Annotated in this window: 20 protein-coding genes; 8 read left to right on the plus strand and 12 right to left on the minus strand. The window is 71.1% G+C overall.

The window, feature by feature from the left end; all coding sequences use genetic code 11:
- The first annotated feature begins 4 nt into the window (after positions 1 to 4).
- From ACFYPC_RS13100 to ACFYPC_RS13110, 3 genes are all read left to right on the plus strand, one after another.
- Positions 5 to 2059 (plus strand): GTPase, encoded by a 2055-nt coding sequence (locus tag ACFYPC_RS13100; protein ID WP_388674450.1) that lies wholly within the window; start codon positions 5 to 7, stop codon positions 2057 to 2059.
- 249 nt (positions 2060 to 2308) lie between these two features.
- On the plus strand, positions 2309 to 2755 hold the full coding sequence (locus tag ACFYPC_RS13105; RefSeq protein ID WP_388674452.1) for a single-stranded DNA-binding protein: 447 nt from the start codon (positions 2309 to 2311) through the stop codon (positions 2753 to 2755).
- Positions 2756 to 3116: 361 nt separating this feature from the next.
- On the plus strand, positions 3117 to 4430 hold the full coding sequence (locus ACFYPC_RS13110) for a Cys-Gln thioester bond-forming surface protein (RefSeq protein WP_388674454.1): 1314 nt from the start codon (positions 3117 to 3119) through the stop codon (positions 4428 to 4430).
- A gap of 165 nt (positions 4431 to 4595) precedes the next feature.
- Here ACFYPC_RS13110 and ACFYPC_RS13115 read toward each other — a convergent pair whose 3' ends face one another.
- Both ACFYPC_RS13115 and ACFYPC_RS13120 read right to left on the minus strand, forming a co-directional pair.
- The gene (locus ACFYPC_RS13115) at positions 4596 to 5327 is read right to left on the minus strand and encodes a YcnI family protein (RefSeq protein ID WP_388674456.1); all 732 of its coding nucleotides are present in this window, start codon (positions 5325 to 5327) and stop codon (positions 4596 to 4598) included.
- Positions 5328 to 5357: 30 nt separating this feature from the next.
- Complete coding sequence (locus ACFYPC_RS13120) at positions 5358 to 5939, minus strand: hypothetical protein (RefSeq protein ID WP_388674458.1); 582 nt, start codon at positions 5937 to 5939, stop codon at positions 5358 to 5360.
- A gap of 127 nt (positions 5940 to 6066) precedes the next feature.
- Between ACFYPC_RS13120 and ACFYPC_RS13125 the strand changes: the two genes are divergently transcribed.
- The gene (locus ACFYPC_RS13125; protein WP_388674460.1) at positions 6067 to 7026 is read left to right on the plus strand and encodes a D-2-hydroxyacid dehydrogenase family protein; all 960 of its coding nucleotides are present in this window, start codon (positions 6067 to 6069) and stop codon (positions 7024 to 7026) included.
- Positions 7027 to 7055: 29 nt separating this feature from the next.
- On the opposite strand, the gene ACFYPC_RS13130 is transcribed toward ACFYPC_RS13125, so the two are convergent.
- The gene (locus ACFYPC_RS13130) at positions 7056 to 7598 is read right to left on the minus strand and encodes a DUF2087 domain-containing protein (protein WP_388674462.1); all 543 of its coding nucleotides are present in this window, start codon (positions 7596 to 7598) and stop codon (positions 7056 to 7058) included.
- Positions 7599 to 7785: 187 nt separating this feature from the next.
- On the opposite strand from ACFYPC_RS13130, the gene ACFYPC_RS13135 reads away from it, so the two are divergent.
- Positions 7786 to 8073, plus strand: coding sequence for a chaplin (locus ACFYPC_RS13135; protein ID WP_388674464.1), 288 nt, complete (start codon positions 7786 to 7788; stop codon positions 8071 to 8073).
- A gap of 72 nt (positions 8074 to 8145) precedes the next feature.
- On the opposite strand, the gene ACFYPC_RS13140 is transcribed toward ACFYPC_RS13135, so the two are convergent.
- The 9 genes from ACFYPC_RS13140 to chpG form a co-directional block, all read right to left on the minus strand.
- Positions 8146 to 9012 (minus strand): tyrosinase family protein, encoded by an 867-nt coding sequence (locus ACFYPC_RS13140; RefSeq protein ID WP_388674466.1) that lies wholly within the window; start codon positions 9010 to 9012, stop codon positions 8146 to 8148.
- The gene (locus ACFYPC_RS13145) at positions 8996 to 9544 is read right to left on the minus strand and encodes a tyrosinase family oxidase copper chaperone (protein WP_388674468.1); all 549 of its coding nucleotides are present in this window, start codon (positions 9542 to 9544) and stop codon (positions 8996 to 8998) included. Before ACFYPC_RS13145 ends, ACFYPC_RS13140 begins: the two co-directional genes overlap by 17 nt.
- 124 nt (positions 9545 to 9668) lie before the next feature.
- Entirely contained in the window at positions 9669 to 10187 is a 519-nt protein-coding gene (locus ACFYPC_RS13150) for a hypothetical protein (protein WP_388674470.1), read from the minus strand.
- Positions 10188 to 10288: 101 nt separating this feature from the next.
- Complete coding sequence (locus ACFYPC_RS13155; protein ID WP_388674472.1) at positions 10289 to 10873, minus strand: vitamin K epoxide reductase family protein; 585 nt, start codon at positions 10871 to 10873, stop codon at positions 10289 to 10291.
- 25 nt (positions 10874 to 10898) lie between these two features.
- The gene (locus tag ACFYPC_RS13160) at positions 10899 to 11396 is read right to left on the minus strand and encodes a DUF5949 family protein (RefSeq protein WP_388674474.1); all 498 of its coding nucleotides are present in this window, start codon (positions 11394 to 11396) and stop codon (positions 10899 to 10901) included.
- A gap of 311 nt (positions 11397 to 11707) precedes the next feature.
- Positions 11708 to 11947, minus strand: a complete 240-nt coding sequence (locus ACFYPC_RS13165) for a chaplin (protein WP_385732572.1) — start codon at positions 11945 to 11947, stop codon at positions 11708 to 11710.
- A 95-nt stretch (positions 11948 to 12042) separates the two neighbouring features.
- Complete coding sequence (locus ACFYPC_RS13170) at positions 12043 to 12345, minus strand: hypothetical protein (protein ID WP_388674476.1); 303 nt, start codon at positions 12343 to 12345, stop codon at positions 12043 to 12045.
- 415 nt (positions 12346 to 12760) lie between these two features.
- The gene (locus ACFYPC_RS13175) at positions 12761 to 13528 is read right to left on the minus strand and encodes a hypothetical protein (RefSeq protein WP_388674478.1); all 768 of its coding nucleotides are present in this window, start codon (positions 13526 to 13528) and stop codon (positions 12761 to 12763) included.
- Positions 13529 to 13756: 228 nt separating this feature from the next.
- A complete protein-coding gene (chpG, locus tag ACFYPC_RS13180) occupies positions 13757 to 13996 on the minus strand; it encodes a chaplin ChpG (RefSeq protein WP_384373680.1) in 240 nt (79 codons plus the stop codon).
- 345 nt (positions 13997 to 14341) lie between these two features.
- Between chpG and ACFYPC_RS13185 the strand changes: the two genes are divergently transcribed.
- From ACFYPC_RS13185 to ACFYPC_RS13195, 3 genes are read left to right on the plus strand one after another with little or no spacing between them, the layout of a single operon-like run.
- A complete protein-coding gene (locus ACFYPC_RS13185; RefSeq protein ID WP_388674480.1) occupies positions 14342 to 15436 on the plus strand; it encodes a DUF3344 domain-containing protein in 1095 nt (364 codons plus the stop codon).
- A 40-nt stretch (positions 15437 to 15476) separates the two neighbouring features.
- Complete coding sequence (locus tag ACFYPC_RS13190) at positions 15477 to 16673, plus strand: glycosyltransferase family 4 protein (RefSeq protein WP_388674482.1); 1197 nt, start codon at positions 15477 to 15479, stop codon at positions 16671 to 16673.
- On the plus strand, positions 16670 to 18106 hold the full coding sequence (locus ACFYPC_RS13195; protein WP_388674484.1) for an exopolysaccharide biosynthesis polyprenyl glycosylphosphotransferase: 1437 nt from the start codon (positions 16670 to 16672) through the stop codon (positions 18104 to 18106). The genes ACFYPC_RS13190 and ACFYPC_RS13195 overlap by 4 nt, the downstream gene beginning before the upstream one ends.
- The last annotated feature ends 20 nt before the right edge of the window (positions 18107 to 18126 follow it).

Here is an 18126-nt window from a genome sequence, read left to right on the forward strand (position 1 = left end):
CGCGGTGACTGCCGTCACTGACCACACGGATCACGCCGACCGCCCAGACCAGCCCGGGGAGGAGCACCCCGCAAACGCCTCCCCCGAAGAGGCCACATCCGAGAACGACCTCCCCCGTCACACGAGTTCCGAGGACGAGAGGGAGGGGGAGGGGGAGAACGAGGGCAAGAAGCGCGCAGCCGAACAGAACAACCGCGACAGTGAACCCTCCAAGGACGAGCCCCCCAGGAACGCCCTCTCAGGGGATGCCCACGCGCGCGTGGAGCGTCATCAAGCGGGGCACACGCCCTTGGAGCGTGATGAAGCAGGGCACGCACGCGTGAAGGCCGACGACCCCTCCGCGCGCGCTGAGGGCGGCCCCGCCTGGGACGACGGGCTGATCGCCCGGCGCGTGTCCGAGACGGCCAACGCGCAGGCGGCGCCGGTGGTGGAGCCGAAGCCCGCCGTGCAGGCCCCGCCGGCCCCCCTCGCCTACGACGGACCGCTGCGCTCACGCCTCGACGCACTGCGCGAGCTGGTGGGACTGTCCCGCACCCGGCTCGACAGCCGGACACTCGCCGAGGCCGGCCGGGTCCTCGACGAGGCGGCGGCGCGGCGCAGGCTCTCCGGGCAGCACACCGTGGTCGCGATCGCCGGGGCCACCGGGAGCGGCAAGTCGCAGCTCTTCAACGCGCTCGCCGGGGTGGCCATTTCGGAGACCGGTGTGCGCAGGCCGACGACCGCCGCACCCATCGCGTGCAGTTGGAGCGACGGCGCGGCAACGCTCATCGACCGGCTCGGCATCCCCGGACGGCTGCGCAGACGCCCGTTGCAGAGCGCGGAGGCAGAGGCGCAGCTGCGCGGCCTCGTCCTGGTCGACCTGCCGGACCACGACTCCGCGGCGGTCCAGCACCGCGAACAGGTGGACCGCATCCTGGCACTCGTCGACGCGGTCATCTGGGTCGTGGACCCGGAGAAGTACGCGGACGCGATCATCCATGAGCGCTATCTGCGGCCCATGGCGGGGCACGCGGAGATCATGTTCGTCGTCCTCAACCAGGTGGACCGGCTGCCCGGTGAGGCCGCCGACCAGGTCCTCGACGACCTGCGACGGCTCCTGGACGAGGACGGGATCGCCCTCGGCGAGTACGGCGAACCGGGCGCGACCGTGCTCGCGGTGTCGGCGCTCACCGGGGACGGCGTCGGTGAACTGCGCGAGTCGCTCGGTCAGTTCGTGGCAGAGCGAGGCGCCGCCGCCCGCCGGATCTCGGCCGACGTGGCTGCCGCCGCGGCGCGACTGCGACCGGTCTACGCGACGGGGCGGCGGGCCGGCCTCAGCGAGGAGGCGCGCGACGAGTTCGCGGCCCGGCTCGCGGACGCGGTGGGCGCGGTCGCGGCCGGCGACGCGGCCGAGCGCGCGTGGCGCCGCAACGCCAACCGCGCCTGTGGCACGCCCTGGCTGCGGCTGTGGCGCTGGTACGAGGACCGGCGCGAACCCCCGACCGGACGGCTGACCGTACGGGCGCCCGAGGACGAGGAGGCCACCGCACGCCAGCGCGTCGAGCAGGCCGTACGTACGGTGGCGGACCGGGCGGCGTACGGGCTGCCCGCCCCCTGGGCGCAGGCGGTACGCGAGGCCGCCACCCGTGGGGCGCAGGGGCTGCCCGAGGCGCTGGACGAGATGGCGGCGCGCGCCACGGCACCGGTGGGCCGGCCGCCGCGGCCCGGCTGGTGGCCGGTCGCCGTGTTCGCGCAGGCTTCGATGACGATCCTGCAGGTCATCGGCGGACTGTGGCTGTTGGGGCAGATCATCGGCATCACCTCGCCGAATCTCGGGGTGCCGGTGCTGCTGATGGTGACCGGCATCATCGGCGGTCCGGCCGTCGAGTGGAGCAGCAGGATGGCAGCGCGCGGGCCCGCCCGGCGTTACGGACTCGAAGCGGAACGGAGGCTGCGGGAGGCCGCCGCAGGCTGCGGCAGAGCACGCGTACTCGATCCGGTGGCCGCGGAACTTCTGCGGTACCGGGAGGTCCGCGAGCAGTACGTACGGGTCATGGGGGCGGCGGCACCTGTCGGTTGACCCCGGCACAGCCCCGTCCGCTCGACCCGGCTCGATCGTGTTCGTGTTCCCTCGATGCGGCACCACCCCACCGGGTGAGGCGGTTGTCCACAACCAGCCGGTGACACACAGCGCTCAGCGGGCCCGGCCCGACGAAGGCAGTCTGAACTCGCGGCGATCGCAGCGCATGCGGTCGCCGGGACAGAATCGGCAGACGCGGCAGACGCGTCCAACGCATCAGACGCATTCGTACGGGAGAGGGGTTCGGGGATGAACGAGACGACGGTGTGCGCGGTGGGCAACGTGGCGACGCCACCTGTGTACCGGGACTTGGCCAACGGGGCATCGGCGAGGTTCCGGCTGGCGGTGACGGCACGGTACTGGGACCGCGAGAAGAGCGCGTGGACGGACGGGCACACCAACTTCTTCACGGTGTGGGCCAATCGAGCGCTCGCCACGAATGTGGGGGCATCGCTGTCGGTGGGTGATCCCGTCATCGTGCAGGGCAGGCTGAAGGTCCGTACCGAGCAACGCGACGGCCAGAGTCGGACGTCGGCCGACATCGACGCGGTGGCGATCGGACACGACCTTTCACGCGGTACGTCGGCCTTCCGACGTCCTTCCAAGGGGGACACGGGATCGAGCCCCGCCCCTCAGCCGGAACCCAGTTGGGAATCGGAGCCGGGAGCTCGGCCCGAGCCGGCCGGAGTGACGTGATGTCAGGGTCGGAGACGACCTGACCGAACTGCGGCTTATCGACAAGTACATTCACAGCAACTCCATGGATTTGTCGATAAGCGCAGCTCACAGGCGTGTTCAGCGATAACGATTCCGAGTCGGATCGGTTATCGGATGACATCACTGGGGAGTGCGGTGCGCCACGTCCTTAGGATGCCGGACATAGCTCATGGATCACTGGGCTTCTGATTCTGCTGGCGGGACCGTCCCCCCATGTCAACGGGTCCTGCTCGAAGGGGATTCTGTGTTTCTTTCGTTCTCTGCGTTGTCCGCGCGCAGGCGAGGAGCCGCTCGCCTCGCTGCCGCGACGTTGGTGTCAGGGCTCGTCGCCGCTGGGGCGATGGCCGCCGCGGGTACGGCCGTCGCCGACGAGACTCCGCAGAACCAGGGTGGTGCGACGGCCACCATAGGCGGCCTGAAGACCTACGGGTCCGCCGTGATACACGACAACGGCGAAGACCTGCAGGTGTCCGCCGGTCTGTTCGAGATGTCCGTCGACAACGGCGGCACCCTGCAGACCTACTGCATCGACCTCCACAATCCGACTCAGAAGGACGCCAAGTACCAGGAGACCTCCTGGAGCGGCACATCGCTTAACGGCAACGCTGATGCGGGCAAGATCCGCTGGATCCTGCAGAACTCCTATCCACAGGTGAACAACCTCGCGTCGCTGGCCGAGAAGGCCGGGGCAAGCGGTCTCACCGAGCAGGACGCGGCGGCCGGCACCCAGGTGGCCATCTGGCGGTACTCGGACGGCGCCGACGTGGACGCGGTGAACCCGCAGGCGGAGAAGCTCGCGGACTACCTGGAGAAGAACGCGCAGAACCTGGCGGAGCCCGCGGCCTCGCTGACCCTCGACTCGTCCGCGGTATCCGGCCACGCCGGCGAGAAGCTCGGCCCGGTCACGGTGCACACCAACGCGGACGGCGTGACGGTGGCGCCGCCCGCGGACGCCGCCACCAGCGGAGTGCGAATCGTGGACGCGGACGGCAAGGTGATCACCTCCGCGGTGGACGGCAGCCGGCTCTACTTCGACGTGCCGCAGGACAGCCCGGACGGTTCGGCCTCGCTGACCGTGCAGGCGTCGACGACCGTGCCCGTCGGGCGCGCCTTCGCCTCCGAGACCCGCAGCCAGACCCAGATACTCGCCGGCTCCAGTGAGTCGACGGTCTCCGCGACGGCGACCGCGAACTGGGCCAAGGAGGGTGCGATACCCGCGCTGTCCGCCGAGAAGAACTGCGCCAGGGGCGGCGTGGACATCACGGCGGCCAACCAGGGCGAGGAGGCCTTCACCTTCGAGCTGGTGGGGATCGAGCACACCATCCCGGCAGGCGAGTCCCGGACGGTGACCGTGACGCTCCAGGAGGACAAGGCGTACGACTTCACGGCCAAGGGCGACAACGGCTTCGAGCAACGGTTCACCGGCATGCTCGACTGCGAGACACAGGGCAGTTCGAGCGACGTCACGACCCAGACGGTCAGTGAGCCGAGCCCGGCCACGTCCGCCGGTACCTTCACTGACGGCACCGACCTCGCCGAAACCGGCAGCTCCAGCGCCACCCCGATCATCGGCGGCATAGCCATCGCCCTCGTCGTGATCGGCGGCGCGGCACTGGTCTTCGTCAACAAGAAGAACGCACCGGAGCAGCGCTGAGCGACACAGCACCTTGGCAACTCAACAGTGAGTGACCGCCGCGTCCGGGCTTCGCCGTCCGGGTCGCGGCGGTGGCGTACCGGCGGCCGGCCGAGGTGGAGCAGCAGTGGGCAGTCCGCCCCGCCGCCGGGAGTTGAGGCCGGCGGGGCGGCAGCCTTTCGCGGGCTAGGAGCGGGCGGCGCGGACGCGCACGAGGGCGAACCCTGCCGCGAGCAGGCCGAGGACACCCACGACCAGGCCGGCGATGCCCAGCCCACGCGCGGTCGAGTCACTGCTCGATGTCGAACTCTCGGCGGCGGAAGTCGACTCCGAGTCCGAGGTCGATGACGCCGTCTCTCCCGAGTCGGCCGCGGACTTGGCCGTGAGGGTCAGCACCGGCGCCGGGTTCTCCGGCTCCTCACCGCCCTGTTCCGCCTCCTCGATCCACCGGACGACATTGCCGTCCGAGTAGGTCTGCAGCGTCTTGAAGGTCAACTGGTCCGTGTCGTCCGGCAGTTGACCGAAGGCGACGTCGAAGTCCTGGTACTCGCCGTGGCGGATCCTGCCGCCGGTCCAGGTGATCTCCGAGACGGCCTCGGTGATCGAGCCGTCGTCCGTCTTGACGGGGGTCTTCAACTTGGTCGTCGTCACCTGCGCGGTCCAGCCCGCCTGCGGAGTGACCAGGACGCCCAGGACCGGATGGTCGGTGGGCAGGAAGACCTGCACCTTCGTGGTGCTGGCGGTGTCCTCCTCGTTGGGGACGCGGAAGGTCAGAACACCGTCCGTGGCTCCCTTGGCGTAGCTCTCGGGGTGGACCGTCACATGGGCGAAGGCCGCGCCGGCGGCGGCCAGGACCGCTGCCGAGGTGAGGCCGGCGACGAGTCCGGCCCGGCGCAGGGTGGTGCGTATCGGGGACATCAGGGAAGCTCCGTACTGGTGGGGATGAGGTCAGGGCGCGTGTGCGAGCCCTGCGGGCGGTCCCCGTCGGGAGACGGCGTGCCGCAACAGCACCTGCCGAAGTGGTCGCGGCTCGGCCGTGTTCCGGCCTACGGACTTCCAGTGCGCCGGGGCGCGGGAAGGCCCGGTCCGCACCCGCCACCAGGCGGCGAGCCCGGGCACGAGCGTCACCGCCCGGCGTAGCAGCGACCACAGTGCGGCCTCGCCGCGCCGCAGCCACCAGGTCGCGAGGAGAGCGGCCGCCAGGTGGGCGGCGGTGGCGTGGGACGTCATGGCGTGCTGGTGCGGCATGTGCGCGCCGTGCATGTGCATCGCCATGGGCGGCCGGGCGGCCTCGAATCCGAGATGCAAGCCGGCCTGCGCGGCCAGCATCCCGGCGCCGATCCCGACGAGCGACCGCTCCCGGCCGCTCAGCAGACAGCCCGCCGCGAAGAGAACGAGGACCCCGGCACCGTCCGCCCACAAGGGCGGCGCCTCCCCCGTGGCCAGCCCGTGCCCCCCGGCGGCCAGCAGGACGCACAGCACGGCGAACACCGCCGCGCGCAGGCTCCGTACCGCCAGGGACGCTCTCATGGGTGCACAGACTGCCATGGCGGGCGAGCGGCCGTCGCGCCTTCCGGAGGAGCCGCCTCCAGGGGCCCCGCCCCAGCGCCCTTCCCTCGCTCGGGTAGGGTCCGATTCAGCCTGGAAGGGACCTGACATGCGACTTCGCTGTGCCGTGCTGGACGACTATCAGGGTGCCGCAACCGAGGTCGCGGACTGGTCACCGGTCGCGGACGAGGTCGAGGTCGTCGGTTTCGCCCGGCACTTCGCCGACGAGGACGCGCTGGCCGCCGCGCTGGCGGACTTCGACATCGTCGTCACCTTGCGCGAGCGGGTGCCCTTCCCGGCGTCTCTGCTGGCCCGGCTCCCCCGCCTGAAGCTGCTGATCGCCTCCGGGATGCGCAACACGGTGATCGACTACGCGGCCGCCGAGGCGCACGGCGTGACCGTGTGCGGCACCCCGAGTTCCTCGGCTCCCCCGGTCGAGCTGACCTGGGCGCTGCTGCTCGGCCTCGCGCGGGGGCTCGTCACGGAGAACGAGGCGCTGCGTACGGGCGGTCCGTGGCAGAGCACCGTCGGCGCCGATCTGTACGGCCGGCGGCTCGGTCTGCTCGGGCTCGGGAAGATCGGCGGCAGGGTGGCGCAGGTGGGCCTCGCGTTCGGCATGCGGGTCGGCGCGTGGAGCCAGAATCTCACCAAGGAGCGTGCCGAGGAGGTCGGGGTGGAGCGGGCCGCCTCCAAGGAGGAGCTGCTCGCGGGCAGCGACTTCGTCTCCGTCCACCTCGCGCTCGGTGACCGCACCCGCGGCCTGATCGGCGCCGCTGAGCTGGCGCTCCTCAAGCCGACCGCCTACCTCGTCAACACCTCACGCGCGGCGATCGTCGACCAGGACGCACTGCTCGCCGCGCTGCACGAGGGCCGGATCGCCGGAGCGGGCGTCGACGTGTTCGACGTCGAGCCGCTCCCCACCGACCATCCGATGCGCTCGGCCCCACGCCTGCTCGCCACCCCGCACCTCGGCTATGTGTCACGCGCCAACTACGAGGCGTACTACGGCGGGGCGGTCGAGGACATCCAGGCCTTCCTCGCGGGCACACCCGTACGCCTCCTGGGCTGAGCGGCTTCACCCGTAACGCATGCCGGGCCTCACACCTCCGCAGGCCGCCAGTAGAAGCCGCGTTGCCGCCGCAGATGATGCAGGTCCACCAGATGCCGCCGGAGCGTCACATGGTCGACCGGCGCGTCCTCGCACCAGACGCGCAGTTTCTCGTTGACGGTCCGCTCCGGGTACTCGACGCCCGGCTCGAAGGTCCGTTCGGCGATGTGGCGGAGAACGACCAGTTTGCGCTGCCATTGGGCCGGCAGCCGCACCAGACGCCCGTCGCGTACGAAGGTCCGCAGGATCGCTTCGGTGCCCTCGTCCCCGGAGCCGTGGTCCTCGGTGGACGGCACCTGCGCGGAGCGCGCGAGTTCCCTGAAGCGGTCGTAGGCGACGCTCAGTCCCCCGTCGTCGGCCGCCGCGATCGCGCCCTGGTCCTGGAGCCGTCGCAGCGCCATGGTCGCGTCCTTCGGGGAGAGCCCCGCCTTCTCCATCACCTTCGCGGGGGTGTCCGCGCCGAGGACCACAGCGGCGAAGGCGCGGGCCCGGGTCTCTTCGGCGAGCAGGCCGATCAGCTGGTCGGTTGGCATGCCGGCAGGCTATGCGAGGGCGCCCCGCGGGCCGAAGCGATTTTCCGCCCGCGCCCACCGCACGCCCGGGAGCGATCGTTCGATGTACGCCACGACCGACCAACCGTGACCAGTGGTGAGTGAATGCGTTGAAGGGGAGTGCGGTCGCGATCGAGCGATCGCACTCCCCGAATCAAAGGAGAACGTGATGTCTCGCATCGCGAAGGTAGCCGGTGTCGCTCTCGGCACGGGTGCCGTGGTGCTCAGCGGGGCCGGTCTGGCCATGGCGGACGCCGGCGCTCAGGGCGAGGCCGTCGGCTCGCCCGGTGTCCTGTCGGGCAACGTCGTCCAGCTCCCGATCAACGTGCCGGTCAACGTGTGCGGGAACACGATCGACGTCATCGGTCTGCTGAACCCGGCCTTCGGCAACACCTGCGTGAACAACGGCGACCACGGCAAGGGCGGCCACCACGGCCCCAGCGGCTACGGCAGCTGACCCGAAGCGCGTACGAGAAGGCCCCCGGCGGTAGTCACCGCCGGGGGCCTTCTCACGCTTGCCGACAGATACTCAGGCGTACCGGTAGATCCGGCTGTGGTCTTCCAGCTCGTCCGGTGTCACGCCCCAGGGCGGCAGTTTCTCGTGCCGGGCGACGATCCGCTCGTACTGCTCGTCGCCCGGCCCCGGCGGCCGCGCCGGCAGATAGCGCGCGCCACGGTGCCGCTTCTGCCAGCGGGACCACTGAAGGTCCACGAAGGCGTGGTGCAGCCAGAAGACGGGGTCGTTGACGGAGGCGCCGCCCAGCATGTGCCCGCCAACCCAGCGGTGCACGCGGTTGTGGTTGCGCCAGGCCGTCGTCCCGGACCCCGAACCCCACCCTTCGAGCCGGTTACGGAACCCCTTGGAGGACGTGGAGTTCCAGGGCGCGGTGTCGTAGACGGGATCTGCCAGAGCGGAGTCCAGTTCACGCTTCGTGGGCAGCTCCATCGGCGCCTGCGGGCGGCCGAACTCGCGGGTGAGGAACTCGCCGTCGGTCACCGCCTCCCTGATCCGCCACTTGCCGTGCGCGTAGGCGAAGGGGCCGGTCATGACCTGCCTGTCGGAGCGCCGCCCGTTGCCTCCGAGCAGATCCGCGGTCCACGGCGCGGACGACGTCGTACGGTCGCGCGTCCAGTCCCAATACGGCACGCTCACCCCGGAGTCCACACGGCGCAGCGCCTGTTCCAGGTCCAGCAGGAACCGTCGGTGCCAGGGGAAGAAGGAAGGCGCCATATGGGCCGTGCGCAGTCCGCCCTCGCCGTCCGAGACGTAGTACTCGATGTGCATGCGCACGAACTCGTCGTACTCACCTCTGCGCTTGACCTCCAGCAGCGCGCCGACGAAGCGACGCCGCTCCGCTCGTGTCAGCGTGCTGACGTCCCTACGGGTGTACACCATGCGCGTGACCACCCCCCACCGCGCCGCTCCCCTTGGTGTCGCTCCCCTCCGCGTCCATGCCGCGCAACTGCTCGGAGGGGCCCAGCTCGTCGACGGCCGCGCGGGCGGCGGCCAGCGCAGTCGGATACGACCGGTAGTGGTCCACCATGCTCAGGTAGCCGCCGTCCGCGCGGCGCATCAGGTGCAGCGGCCGGCCGTCCACGGTGATCCGCCAGTCACCGCCGGCGACCGCGGCACGGCTGCCCGCACCGGTCTTCGCGCCGAGAAGGTGGCGCCCTCGGTACGTCTCGTCGAAGGAGAGGTCCTCGGAGCGAGGGGGCAGAGGAGGATGCGGGGGCCGCGAGGCCGCGACGACCGGGGTCAGCGCCACGGCGACGGCCGACGCGAGCAGGCCGCGCACGACGTCCCGCCGGCTCCCGCGCCGCGAGCCCACCGGGCGGCCCGGCTGCCCCGCGCTCCCCTGGACGACCGGCTCCACCGCCCTCACCGACACCGCGCTCGACACTCTGCTCGGCACTCTGTTGACGAACATGGTTCTCTCCTCGCCGGATCAGCCGGATCAGCCGGATCAACGGGTGCGCGTGCGGTCGGTGTCGGTCGCGGAGTGGTGCGGGCGGCAGATCCGGGCCGGCACCCGGACCTCGCCCCTATGTCCGTTACGCCCCGGGCCCCATGACCACGTTCGCGCCCGGCACCGTCTGCAGCAGCGGTGTCAGTACGGCGACCTGGGGGAGCTTCGGCTCCGGCAGGCCGAAGTTGTCGGAGTTCGGCGGGGTGAGCGGAGTGTCCAGGGACAGCCCCGGGGTCAGGGTCCGGAGGTCGGCGGCGGGCGCTCCGACTCCGAGGTGGTCGAAGCCGTCCCCGAGGACATGCGGAAGGGGCGTGTGTACGTCCGCCCCGGGCAACCCGGCACCCACCGGCAGCTGCGGCAGGGCACGCTCGGGAAGCAGCCGACCCTCGACGTACCGGGGGCCGTCCGGGCTGCCCGGCATGGGTACTGGCAGCTGCCCGGAGATCTTGGGCAGCTGCATGTTGAGGGCACTCTCCACACCGTCCAGTGGTACAGGGACAGGTACCGTCCCGGCCGCGGCGGCGGGGGTCGCGGCGGCGGCACCCACCGCTGCCGCGACGCCGGTCAGGACAGCGGCAAGAGTTCCTCGAGTGGTCGACTTCATTTCAGGTACGGTCCCTTTCAGGATTCGGGGGGTCAGCGTCCGTACCGCGTAACGATCCTGAGAAGCTCATCAGCGCAAGATTCCCCCAACGAGCCCAATAGTCAGCTCGTCCAGAAGTCCCACCATCGGGTCAGGATCAACATTCCGACGATGCCGATGTGCACCACCGGCAGCACCCAGGTGAATTCCGCGAGGAATGCCCTCAACCAGCCCGGCGCGGGCAGGAATTCATTCCTCACGTTGAATGACGTCACGTACCAGAACATGAGGATCGTGGCGACCCATGCCAGACAGCACCACAGGCACAGCGAGTTGATGCGGTAGAGCGACTGGAACTGCAGCCAGGTGCAGAACCCGACGCCGAACAACATGCCCGCGTCGAAGAGCAGCCAGTACCAGCGCGGAAAGACCGCTCCGGCGAGCAGGCTGACACCGACGCAGACGACGATGCCGTACGCCAGCAGCCCCAGCATCGGGTTGGGGAATCCGAAGGCCGAGGCCTGGTCGCTCTTCATGATGTTGCCGCAGGAGACGACCGGGTTCAGGCTGCAGCCGGGCACGAAGTCCGGGTTCTCCAGCAGCTTGAACTTGTCGATCGTGATGATCCAGGAGGCCAGCAGACCGGCTGCCCCCGTGACAACCAGCAGCAGGGCGAGCGAGCGGCCGCCACCCGCGGTCCGTGTCATCGGCCCGTGTCATCGCCCCGTGTCATCAGCCGCGCAGGCGGCGCGCGGGCAGCAGGACGTGCGCCGCGCTGTTCAAAGTCTCCTCGTCACCCGCGAAGGCGGCCAGGGTCTCCGGGGCCACGGGCTTGCCGGGCTCGGCGTCGGGCCAGGCGCGGGTGGCGAACAGGAAGTAGGCGTAGCCGCGTTCACCGACCGCCGCGGACCACTCGGGGGGAACGACGCACTGGGCGTTGAGGGACGGCATGGTGACGACGGCCTGGCCGGCCTCGACGAGGAGGGTGAGCGGCAGGCTCGGGTGCCGGGAACCGTCGAGGAGGGTGTCGCCGACGGGCAGACCGTTGTCGCTCAGCAGCCGTTCGATGGCGGCCGCGGTGGCCTCGGGGCCGCCCTCGCTGTCACCCAGGGAATAGGCGAGGAGATACGGCATGTCGCCGTCGGGAGCGTCACCGCTGAAGGCCATCACGGCGAGCGTGCCGAGATCGGCGGCCCGGAAAGGGCGCGTTTCGCTTGAGGTTGAGGTCACCGCGGAACCTTATCCACGCACCCGAACGGAGCCGCCCCTTTCTCACCCGACCGGGCGACAACCGCCCGCCCGACCACACGAACGAGGGACGCTTTCGAACAACCCGCAAGAGCCAACAGCCAACCCGCAACCGGCAACCGGCAACCGGCAATGGACGACCCACAGCAGACACCCCAGCACACACCCCCGGCAACCACCCACAGCAGGCAGCGCACACCCGACAACGACCGGCCGACAACGCGAAAGGGCCGATTCCGCGAGGTGCGGAATCGGCCCTTGGAGCCTGCGTACGACTCAGCCCGCGTACGACGTCACTTGTTGACGCAGGTGTTGCCGAACGCCGGGTTCAGCAGACCGATGACGTCGACCGTGTTCCCGCAGACATTCACGGGAACGTGCACGGGGACCTGAACGACGTTGCCCGACAGGACGCCCGGGGACTTGACCGCCGCACCCTGCGCACCGGCGTCGGCGAAGGCGCTGCCCGAAGCGGCACCAGCGGCCATTCCCGCAGTGGCGATAATCAGAGCGGCTTTCTTGGCAGTGTTCATCTTCAGCCCTTTCCTTGGAGATTTGGTCCAGCGTATGGAGGTGTCAGCAGGCCTCGCGGAAAAGACACGCGATGAAATGACCTGATTAGCTCTGATCAGCCCTGGAGGGGAAGTCCGCCGAGGAGCGCCGTGGGCCCGCCGACCGAGTTGAGCGCGTCCGCCGCCCTGTTCACGGCGCTGAGCGGCGAGCTCTCGTTCTCGGTGTTGAGCGCGTCCGACTGGTGCTGCAGGGGCTGTACGTCCTCCAGGCTGAGCGAGCGCTGGCTGGTGATGGTCTCCAGGGCGCCGTTGAGGCTGGTGGGGGTGACGTCGGAGGCCTCGTAGGCAAAGGCGGGCGCGGCGGCACCAGCGATGGCGATGGACCCGGCAACGACAGCGGCGGCCTTCAGGGACTTCATCGTGTTCCTTTCTTCGGCAACTCATGTCACCAGAGGGAATGCGTATACGCCCTGGCTAACGAGGACCGGACGCGACGGAAACCCCGTGTGCAGAAGTTTCCTGCACCCCACCCGAATGAACGGCGCGTCGCATTCTCATATAAGAGCGAATACAAAACAGCCGTGGGGGGGGGGGGGGGGGGGGGGGGGGGGGGGGGGGGGGGGGGGGGGGGGGGGGGGGGCCCGCCGGCCCCCCCCGGCGGGGGGGGGCGGGCCCGACCCCCCCCCCCCCCCCCCACCCCCACCCCCGCCCCCCCCCCCAAACCAAAAAAAACCACCACACCCCCCCCCCCCCCCCCCCCCCCCCCCCCCCCCCCCCCCCCCCCCCCCCACGGTGGGGTGGCGACTGCTTCGCCTCAGGCACCGCTCCCCGTACTCAGGAGGGCAGAAGACCGCCCGTCGGGAGGGCCGGAGCCGCAGGAACCGCGGGGAGAGCGGGGGCCGCCGGCAGCGAGGACAGGCTGGGCAGGCCGGGCAGGTTGGGCACGGGCAGGCCGCCACCGAGCACCACGGCGACGATGAGGTTGACGAGTCCCGTGACCACGGCCGTCGCCGCGGGGACCACTCCGGCGGGATCGCCGGAGGTGACCGCCGCGAGCAGCGTGTCGACCGCCTTCTGCAGCGCGGCAAGCGCGTCGGCCTTCAGGTCGGCGGGAGCCGCGGCACGCGGACCGTTCGCGCCGGGAGCCTTGTCGTCCTGGTCCTCGGCGCTCTTGGGGAGCGAGGGCAGCGCGGGCACGGCCGGCAGCGCCGGGGCCGCGGGCACGGCCGGGACCGCCGGCGCCGCGGGAACGGCCGGAACCGCCGCCGGCGGCGCCACCGGAGCCGCCGCGGTGAGCTTGGCGATCGCGTCCTTCACGGCCTGGCCGAGCGTGGCCGCCTGGTCGGCGGAGAGCTGTCCGTTGTCCGCCTTGAGCACGGCGTTGAGCAGATCGGTGACCGGGGTCAGAACGCCCCCGATGTCGGCCAGGGACTGGACCTGCGCCAGGAGCGCGTCCGCGCCGGGGACGGGCGCCGCCACCGCAGAGGTGCGGCCACGCGCCGAGTCGCTGTCCGCCGCTACGGCGGCGGGTGCGGCGATCCCGAGCAGAAGCGTGGCGCAGAGTGCGGAGGACGCGATGCGCCGTGCGGGCAGAGCACGCATGGATGGTTCCCTTCGATGGTTCGCTAGGACCTTGTGCTCACCGTGGAAGCGGTGATGGCCGTCTGCAACCGATCGAATGCCCTGTGTGGCGGCCCTGCGGGCTTGGCGCAGGCGTCCGCCCTGGTGAGGCGCCTGCCGGGAGAGAAGACCCGCTTCCCCCCATTCGAGGCAACGCGAACCGGCCGCCCTCCCGTTGGGAGGACGGCCGGCAGAAGGTCCGCGCTGACGTCAGTCGTTGACGCAGGTGTTGCCGAACGCGGGGTTCAGCAGACCGATGACGTTGATCGTGTTCCCGCAGACGTTGACCGGGACGTGGATCGGGACCTGCAGGACGTTGCCCGACAGGACGCCCGGGGAGTGGGCGGCCGCGCCGTGTGCGTCGCTGTCGGCGGCGGCGATGCCGGCGGTGCCCGCCACAGCGGCGGCGGCAACGGAGGTCAGGGCCAGGCCCTTCGCGATACGCGACATGGAGAAGTGCTCCTTGGAGTCGACACAACATCCGGGCGGGGATGCCCGGCTCTGGAATCAACGCGCGGCACACGCGCGGGTTGTGCCTCCGAAAGGGTGATCTCCCAAACCGCCCGACTTCACCATTCCGACACACTTGCCAGCTTTCACCGATAAATACGGATAGCGGCTAGTGTTGCGTTCCTCCCGAGGCTGCGTGGCAGCAGGCCTCACCAGACGTCGTAAACAGACGGGGAGTCAACGCGCACATAAGTGATCTGCAGATTTCCGTCGATCCGGAGTCCCCCGAGCGCTCCGGACGTCCGCTGGTCCAGAACCTTTTCCCCCGAAAGGGCACCGCCGGTCATGCGTAATTCCCCGGGTCCTCTGCTGCGCCGTGCGATGGTCGGCTGCTCTGTCCTCGCCACCCTCCTGGCACCGGGCTGCCCCGCGGCGGCCGCGCCGTCCGCCGCCGAGGCGGAGAGCGTCACCTTCACCCAGCGCTACCGCGCGCTGCAGCACGGCGGAATCGTCCGAGCGGCCAACTCCTCCATCAGCTGCCGTGCGACGCTCACCCGGCCGGCGCCGTCCTGTTCCGCCGCGCGTTCCGGCAAAACGGCCGTGAACAGCGATTTCGACATGTTCTACGTCGACATCGACAAGGACCCGAACACCTACAACTCCAGCCTCGGCGAGGTCCGTCTGCCGCAGGGCGCGCGCGTCACCTACGCGCGGCTGTACTGGGGCGGCAACCTCCGGGTCGGTGAGCAGAAGCCGGCGAAGGACAACGGGCGGGTACTGATCGCGGAGCCCGACGGGGAGTACAAGGCCGTGCTCGCGGACAGTGTGGTCGGGCACCGGGTGGCCCGCGGCGCCGACGCTTTCCAGGCCTCGGCGGACGTCACGAAGCTGGTGCGGGCGAGCGGCGCGGGGCTGTACACGGTGGCGCAGGTCAATGTGGCGATGGGCCGTTCCGCCGCGGGGGCCTGGGGCGGCTGGACGCTGATGGTGGCGTACGAGAAGAAGTCGGAGCCGCTGCGGCATCTGGCGATGTGGGACGGCTTCGACTCGCTCGGCCCGCGCGAGGACCAGGTGATCCGGCTGCGCGGGATGCGGTTCCCCGAGGGGGCCGGCGGGCGCGCGGGGCTTGTCGCTTACAACGGTGATCGCGGGAGCCGGGGCGACTCGCTGACCGTGTCGACCGGACGCGGTGCCCCGACCGCCCTGGGCGACAGGGCCAACCCCCGTGACGACGTGCTCAATTCGACGATCAGCGAGCCGGGTCCTGACGCGATGGAGCGGGTTCCCGCATATCCGAACACGCTCGGCTACGACTCGGACGTCCTCGAACTTGGTAAGGGGATCCGCCACGGGGGTGACCAGTTGACCTTCCGGCTCGTTTCGCAGCGGGACACGGCGTGGGTCGGGGCACTGTTCACCGCCGTCGACGCGAAGCAGTGACGCGCGCGCCCGCGCGCCGTCCGTGAGCGAGGAACCGCGCATGCAACTGTCAACCGACCCTCCGTCGCGGGTCCTGCACATCACCCAGCCGGTCGACGGCGGTGTCGCCCGGGTGGTGACGGACCTGGTGAAGGCGCAGCTCGCCGCCGGAACGCGCGTCAGCGTCGCATGCCCGGAGGGCAGCGGCCTCGCCCGGACGCTCCGGGCGCTCGGCGGCGACGTACGCGACTGGCCGGCGACACGTGCGCCGGGGCCATCGCTGCCTCAGGAGGTACGGCGGCTCGGGCGTGTCGTCGCGGATGTGCGGCCCGATCTGGTGCACGCGCACAGCGCCAAGGCCGGGCTGGCCGCCCGGATCGCCGTGCGCGGGCGGGTGCCGACCGTCTTCCAGCCGCATGCCTGGTCGTTCGAGGCGGTCGGCGGGGTCACCGCGGGGCTCGCGCTGAAGTGGGAGCGGTGGGGGGCGCGTTGGGCCTCGCGGGTGGTGTGTGTCAGTGAAGCGGAGCGCGATACCGGCGTACGCGCCGGGGTGCACGCCCCCTGGTGTGTGATCCCGAACGGGATCGATCCGGCGCGCTTCCACCCCGCGGCCGTGGACACCGTACGAGCCGGGATTCCGTTGCTCGCCGCAGCGGGGGTCGGACCGGTGACACCGCTGGTGGTCTGTGTGGGGCGGCTGTGCCGGCAGAAGGGACAGGACGTCCTGCTTCGGGCGTGGCCCGAGGTGGTCCGGCGGGTGCCCGCGGCCCGGCTCGTGCTGGTCGGGGACGGGCCGGACGCCGAGCGGCTGAGGGTTCAGGCGCCCGGCGGGGTGCTGTTCGCCGGGGCCGCCGAGGATGCCGTCCCCTGGTATCAGGCCGCCGATCTGGTGGTGCTGCCGTCCCGTTGGGAGGGCATGGCGCTGGCTCCGCTGGAGGCCATGGCCTGTGGGCGCCCGGTGGTCCTCACCGAAGTGGACGGCGCCCGGGAGAGCCTGCCGCCGGACCTCCGCGAGCGCTGTCTGGTGCCGTCGCAGGCGCCGGGTCCGCTCGCCCACACGATCTCCGAACTGCTGTCCGACCCGCTACAGCGCGAGTCCCTCGGCCATCAGGGCCGCCGCCACGTACTGACCACGCACGACGTCCGCCGTACGGCCGACGCGGTCGCGGACGTCTACCGCGACTTGCTCACTCCGAGGCTCGGCGTACACGCCGCGAGCGGGGAACCCACCGAGTGCAGGGAGTCCATCCACTCGTGACTGCGGAAAGCACCGTTCCCTCCCCGGGCGGACAGCCCCGGGAGTACGGATTCTCGCCCGTCTCGGTCATCCCTCCCCGCGAGGTCGCCGACGGCTTCAGATTCCCGGCCGGAAAACGGCCTTCCGTGCGTCGGCCCTCCCGGCTGCCGCTGCTCGCCGTGGACGGCGGTGCGGCGCTGCTGGCCGGTCTTGCGCTCACCCAGACCCAGCGCCAGCCGCTCCTCATCCTCGCGCTGGTGCTCGGAGTGGTCCGGCTGAACGCGCACGCGTCGCTGTACCGCGCCGAGCCCGTGCCCGCCCTGCTGGACGAACTGCCCGCCGTCTGCGCGCGGATCGCGGTGGCCTGGTGCGTGCCGGCGGCCCTGCTCGCGGCGCTCTTCCCTGCCGGCGCGCTGTCCGCGCGGACTCTCGCCGTGGGCTGCGCCCTGCAGTCGGCGATGAGCTGCGCGGGCCGCGGCGCGCTGCACTGGCGGCGGCGCAGGGCGCTCGTGCTGCGTCCCGGCGCCGCCCTGGTGATCGGTCCCGCCGCGACCGCTCAGCGGGTGGCCGCGGCCTTCCTGCGTCATCCGGCCTGCGGAGTACGGCCGGTGGGCGTCGTCGCCGACCAGGCGTCCGGAGGTGACGGGCTGCCGGTCCTCACCACCGGCGAGGAGGTGCAGCGGGCCCTCATCCAGAACAGTGTGCAGGTCGTGCTCGTGGTGAAGTCCGGCGGCGAACGCGGGCCGCTGCTGCGGGCGTTGGCCGAGGCGGGCTGCGTGGTGTGGGAGATCGACGCGGACTCGCCCTCGTACGACAGCGGACAGCGCGGGCAGCTCGCGGGGTTCTCCTGCCGACGGCTGTCCGCCCCCGGGCGCCATGGCAGCCTCGGCAAGCGGCTGCTCGATGTCGCGGTCTCCGGGACGCTGTTGCTGCTGGTCAGCCCGTTGCTGCTGGTGTGTGCGGTCGTGCTGCGGCTGAGCGACGGGCCCGGCGTGGTCTTCCGGCAGGAGCGCATCGGCAAGGACGGGCGCCCCTTCACACTGCTGAAGTTCCGCACCCATCGCCCGGTCGACGCCCACGAGGCCGCGACCCGCTGGAGTGTGGCGAACGAGCGTGAGATGAGCGGGTTCTGCCACTTCCTGCGACGCAGCTCACTGGACGAGCTGCTCCAGCTGTGGAACGTGTTCTGGGGCGACATGAGCCTGGTCGGGCCGCGCCCCGAACGCCCTTACTTCGTGGGGAAGTTCAGCCAGACCTACCCCGGTTACGCGGCCCGCCACCGGATGCAGACCGGCATCACGGGACTGGCCCAGATCCACGGGCTGCGCGGTGACACCTCCATCGAGGACCGCTGCCGGTTCGACAACGCGTACATCGACAACTGGTCGCTGTGGCAGGACATCTGCATCCTGCTGCGTACGGCCGCCTCGCTCGTACGTCCGACGGGGAGCTGAGCCGGTGAGCCAGGTCCTGC

Source organism: Streptomyces sp. NPDC005808 (assembly GCF_042871385.1).
Taxonomy (GTDB): Bacteria; Actinomycetota; Actinomycetes; order Streptomycetales; family Streptomycetaceae; genus Streptomyces.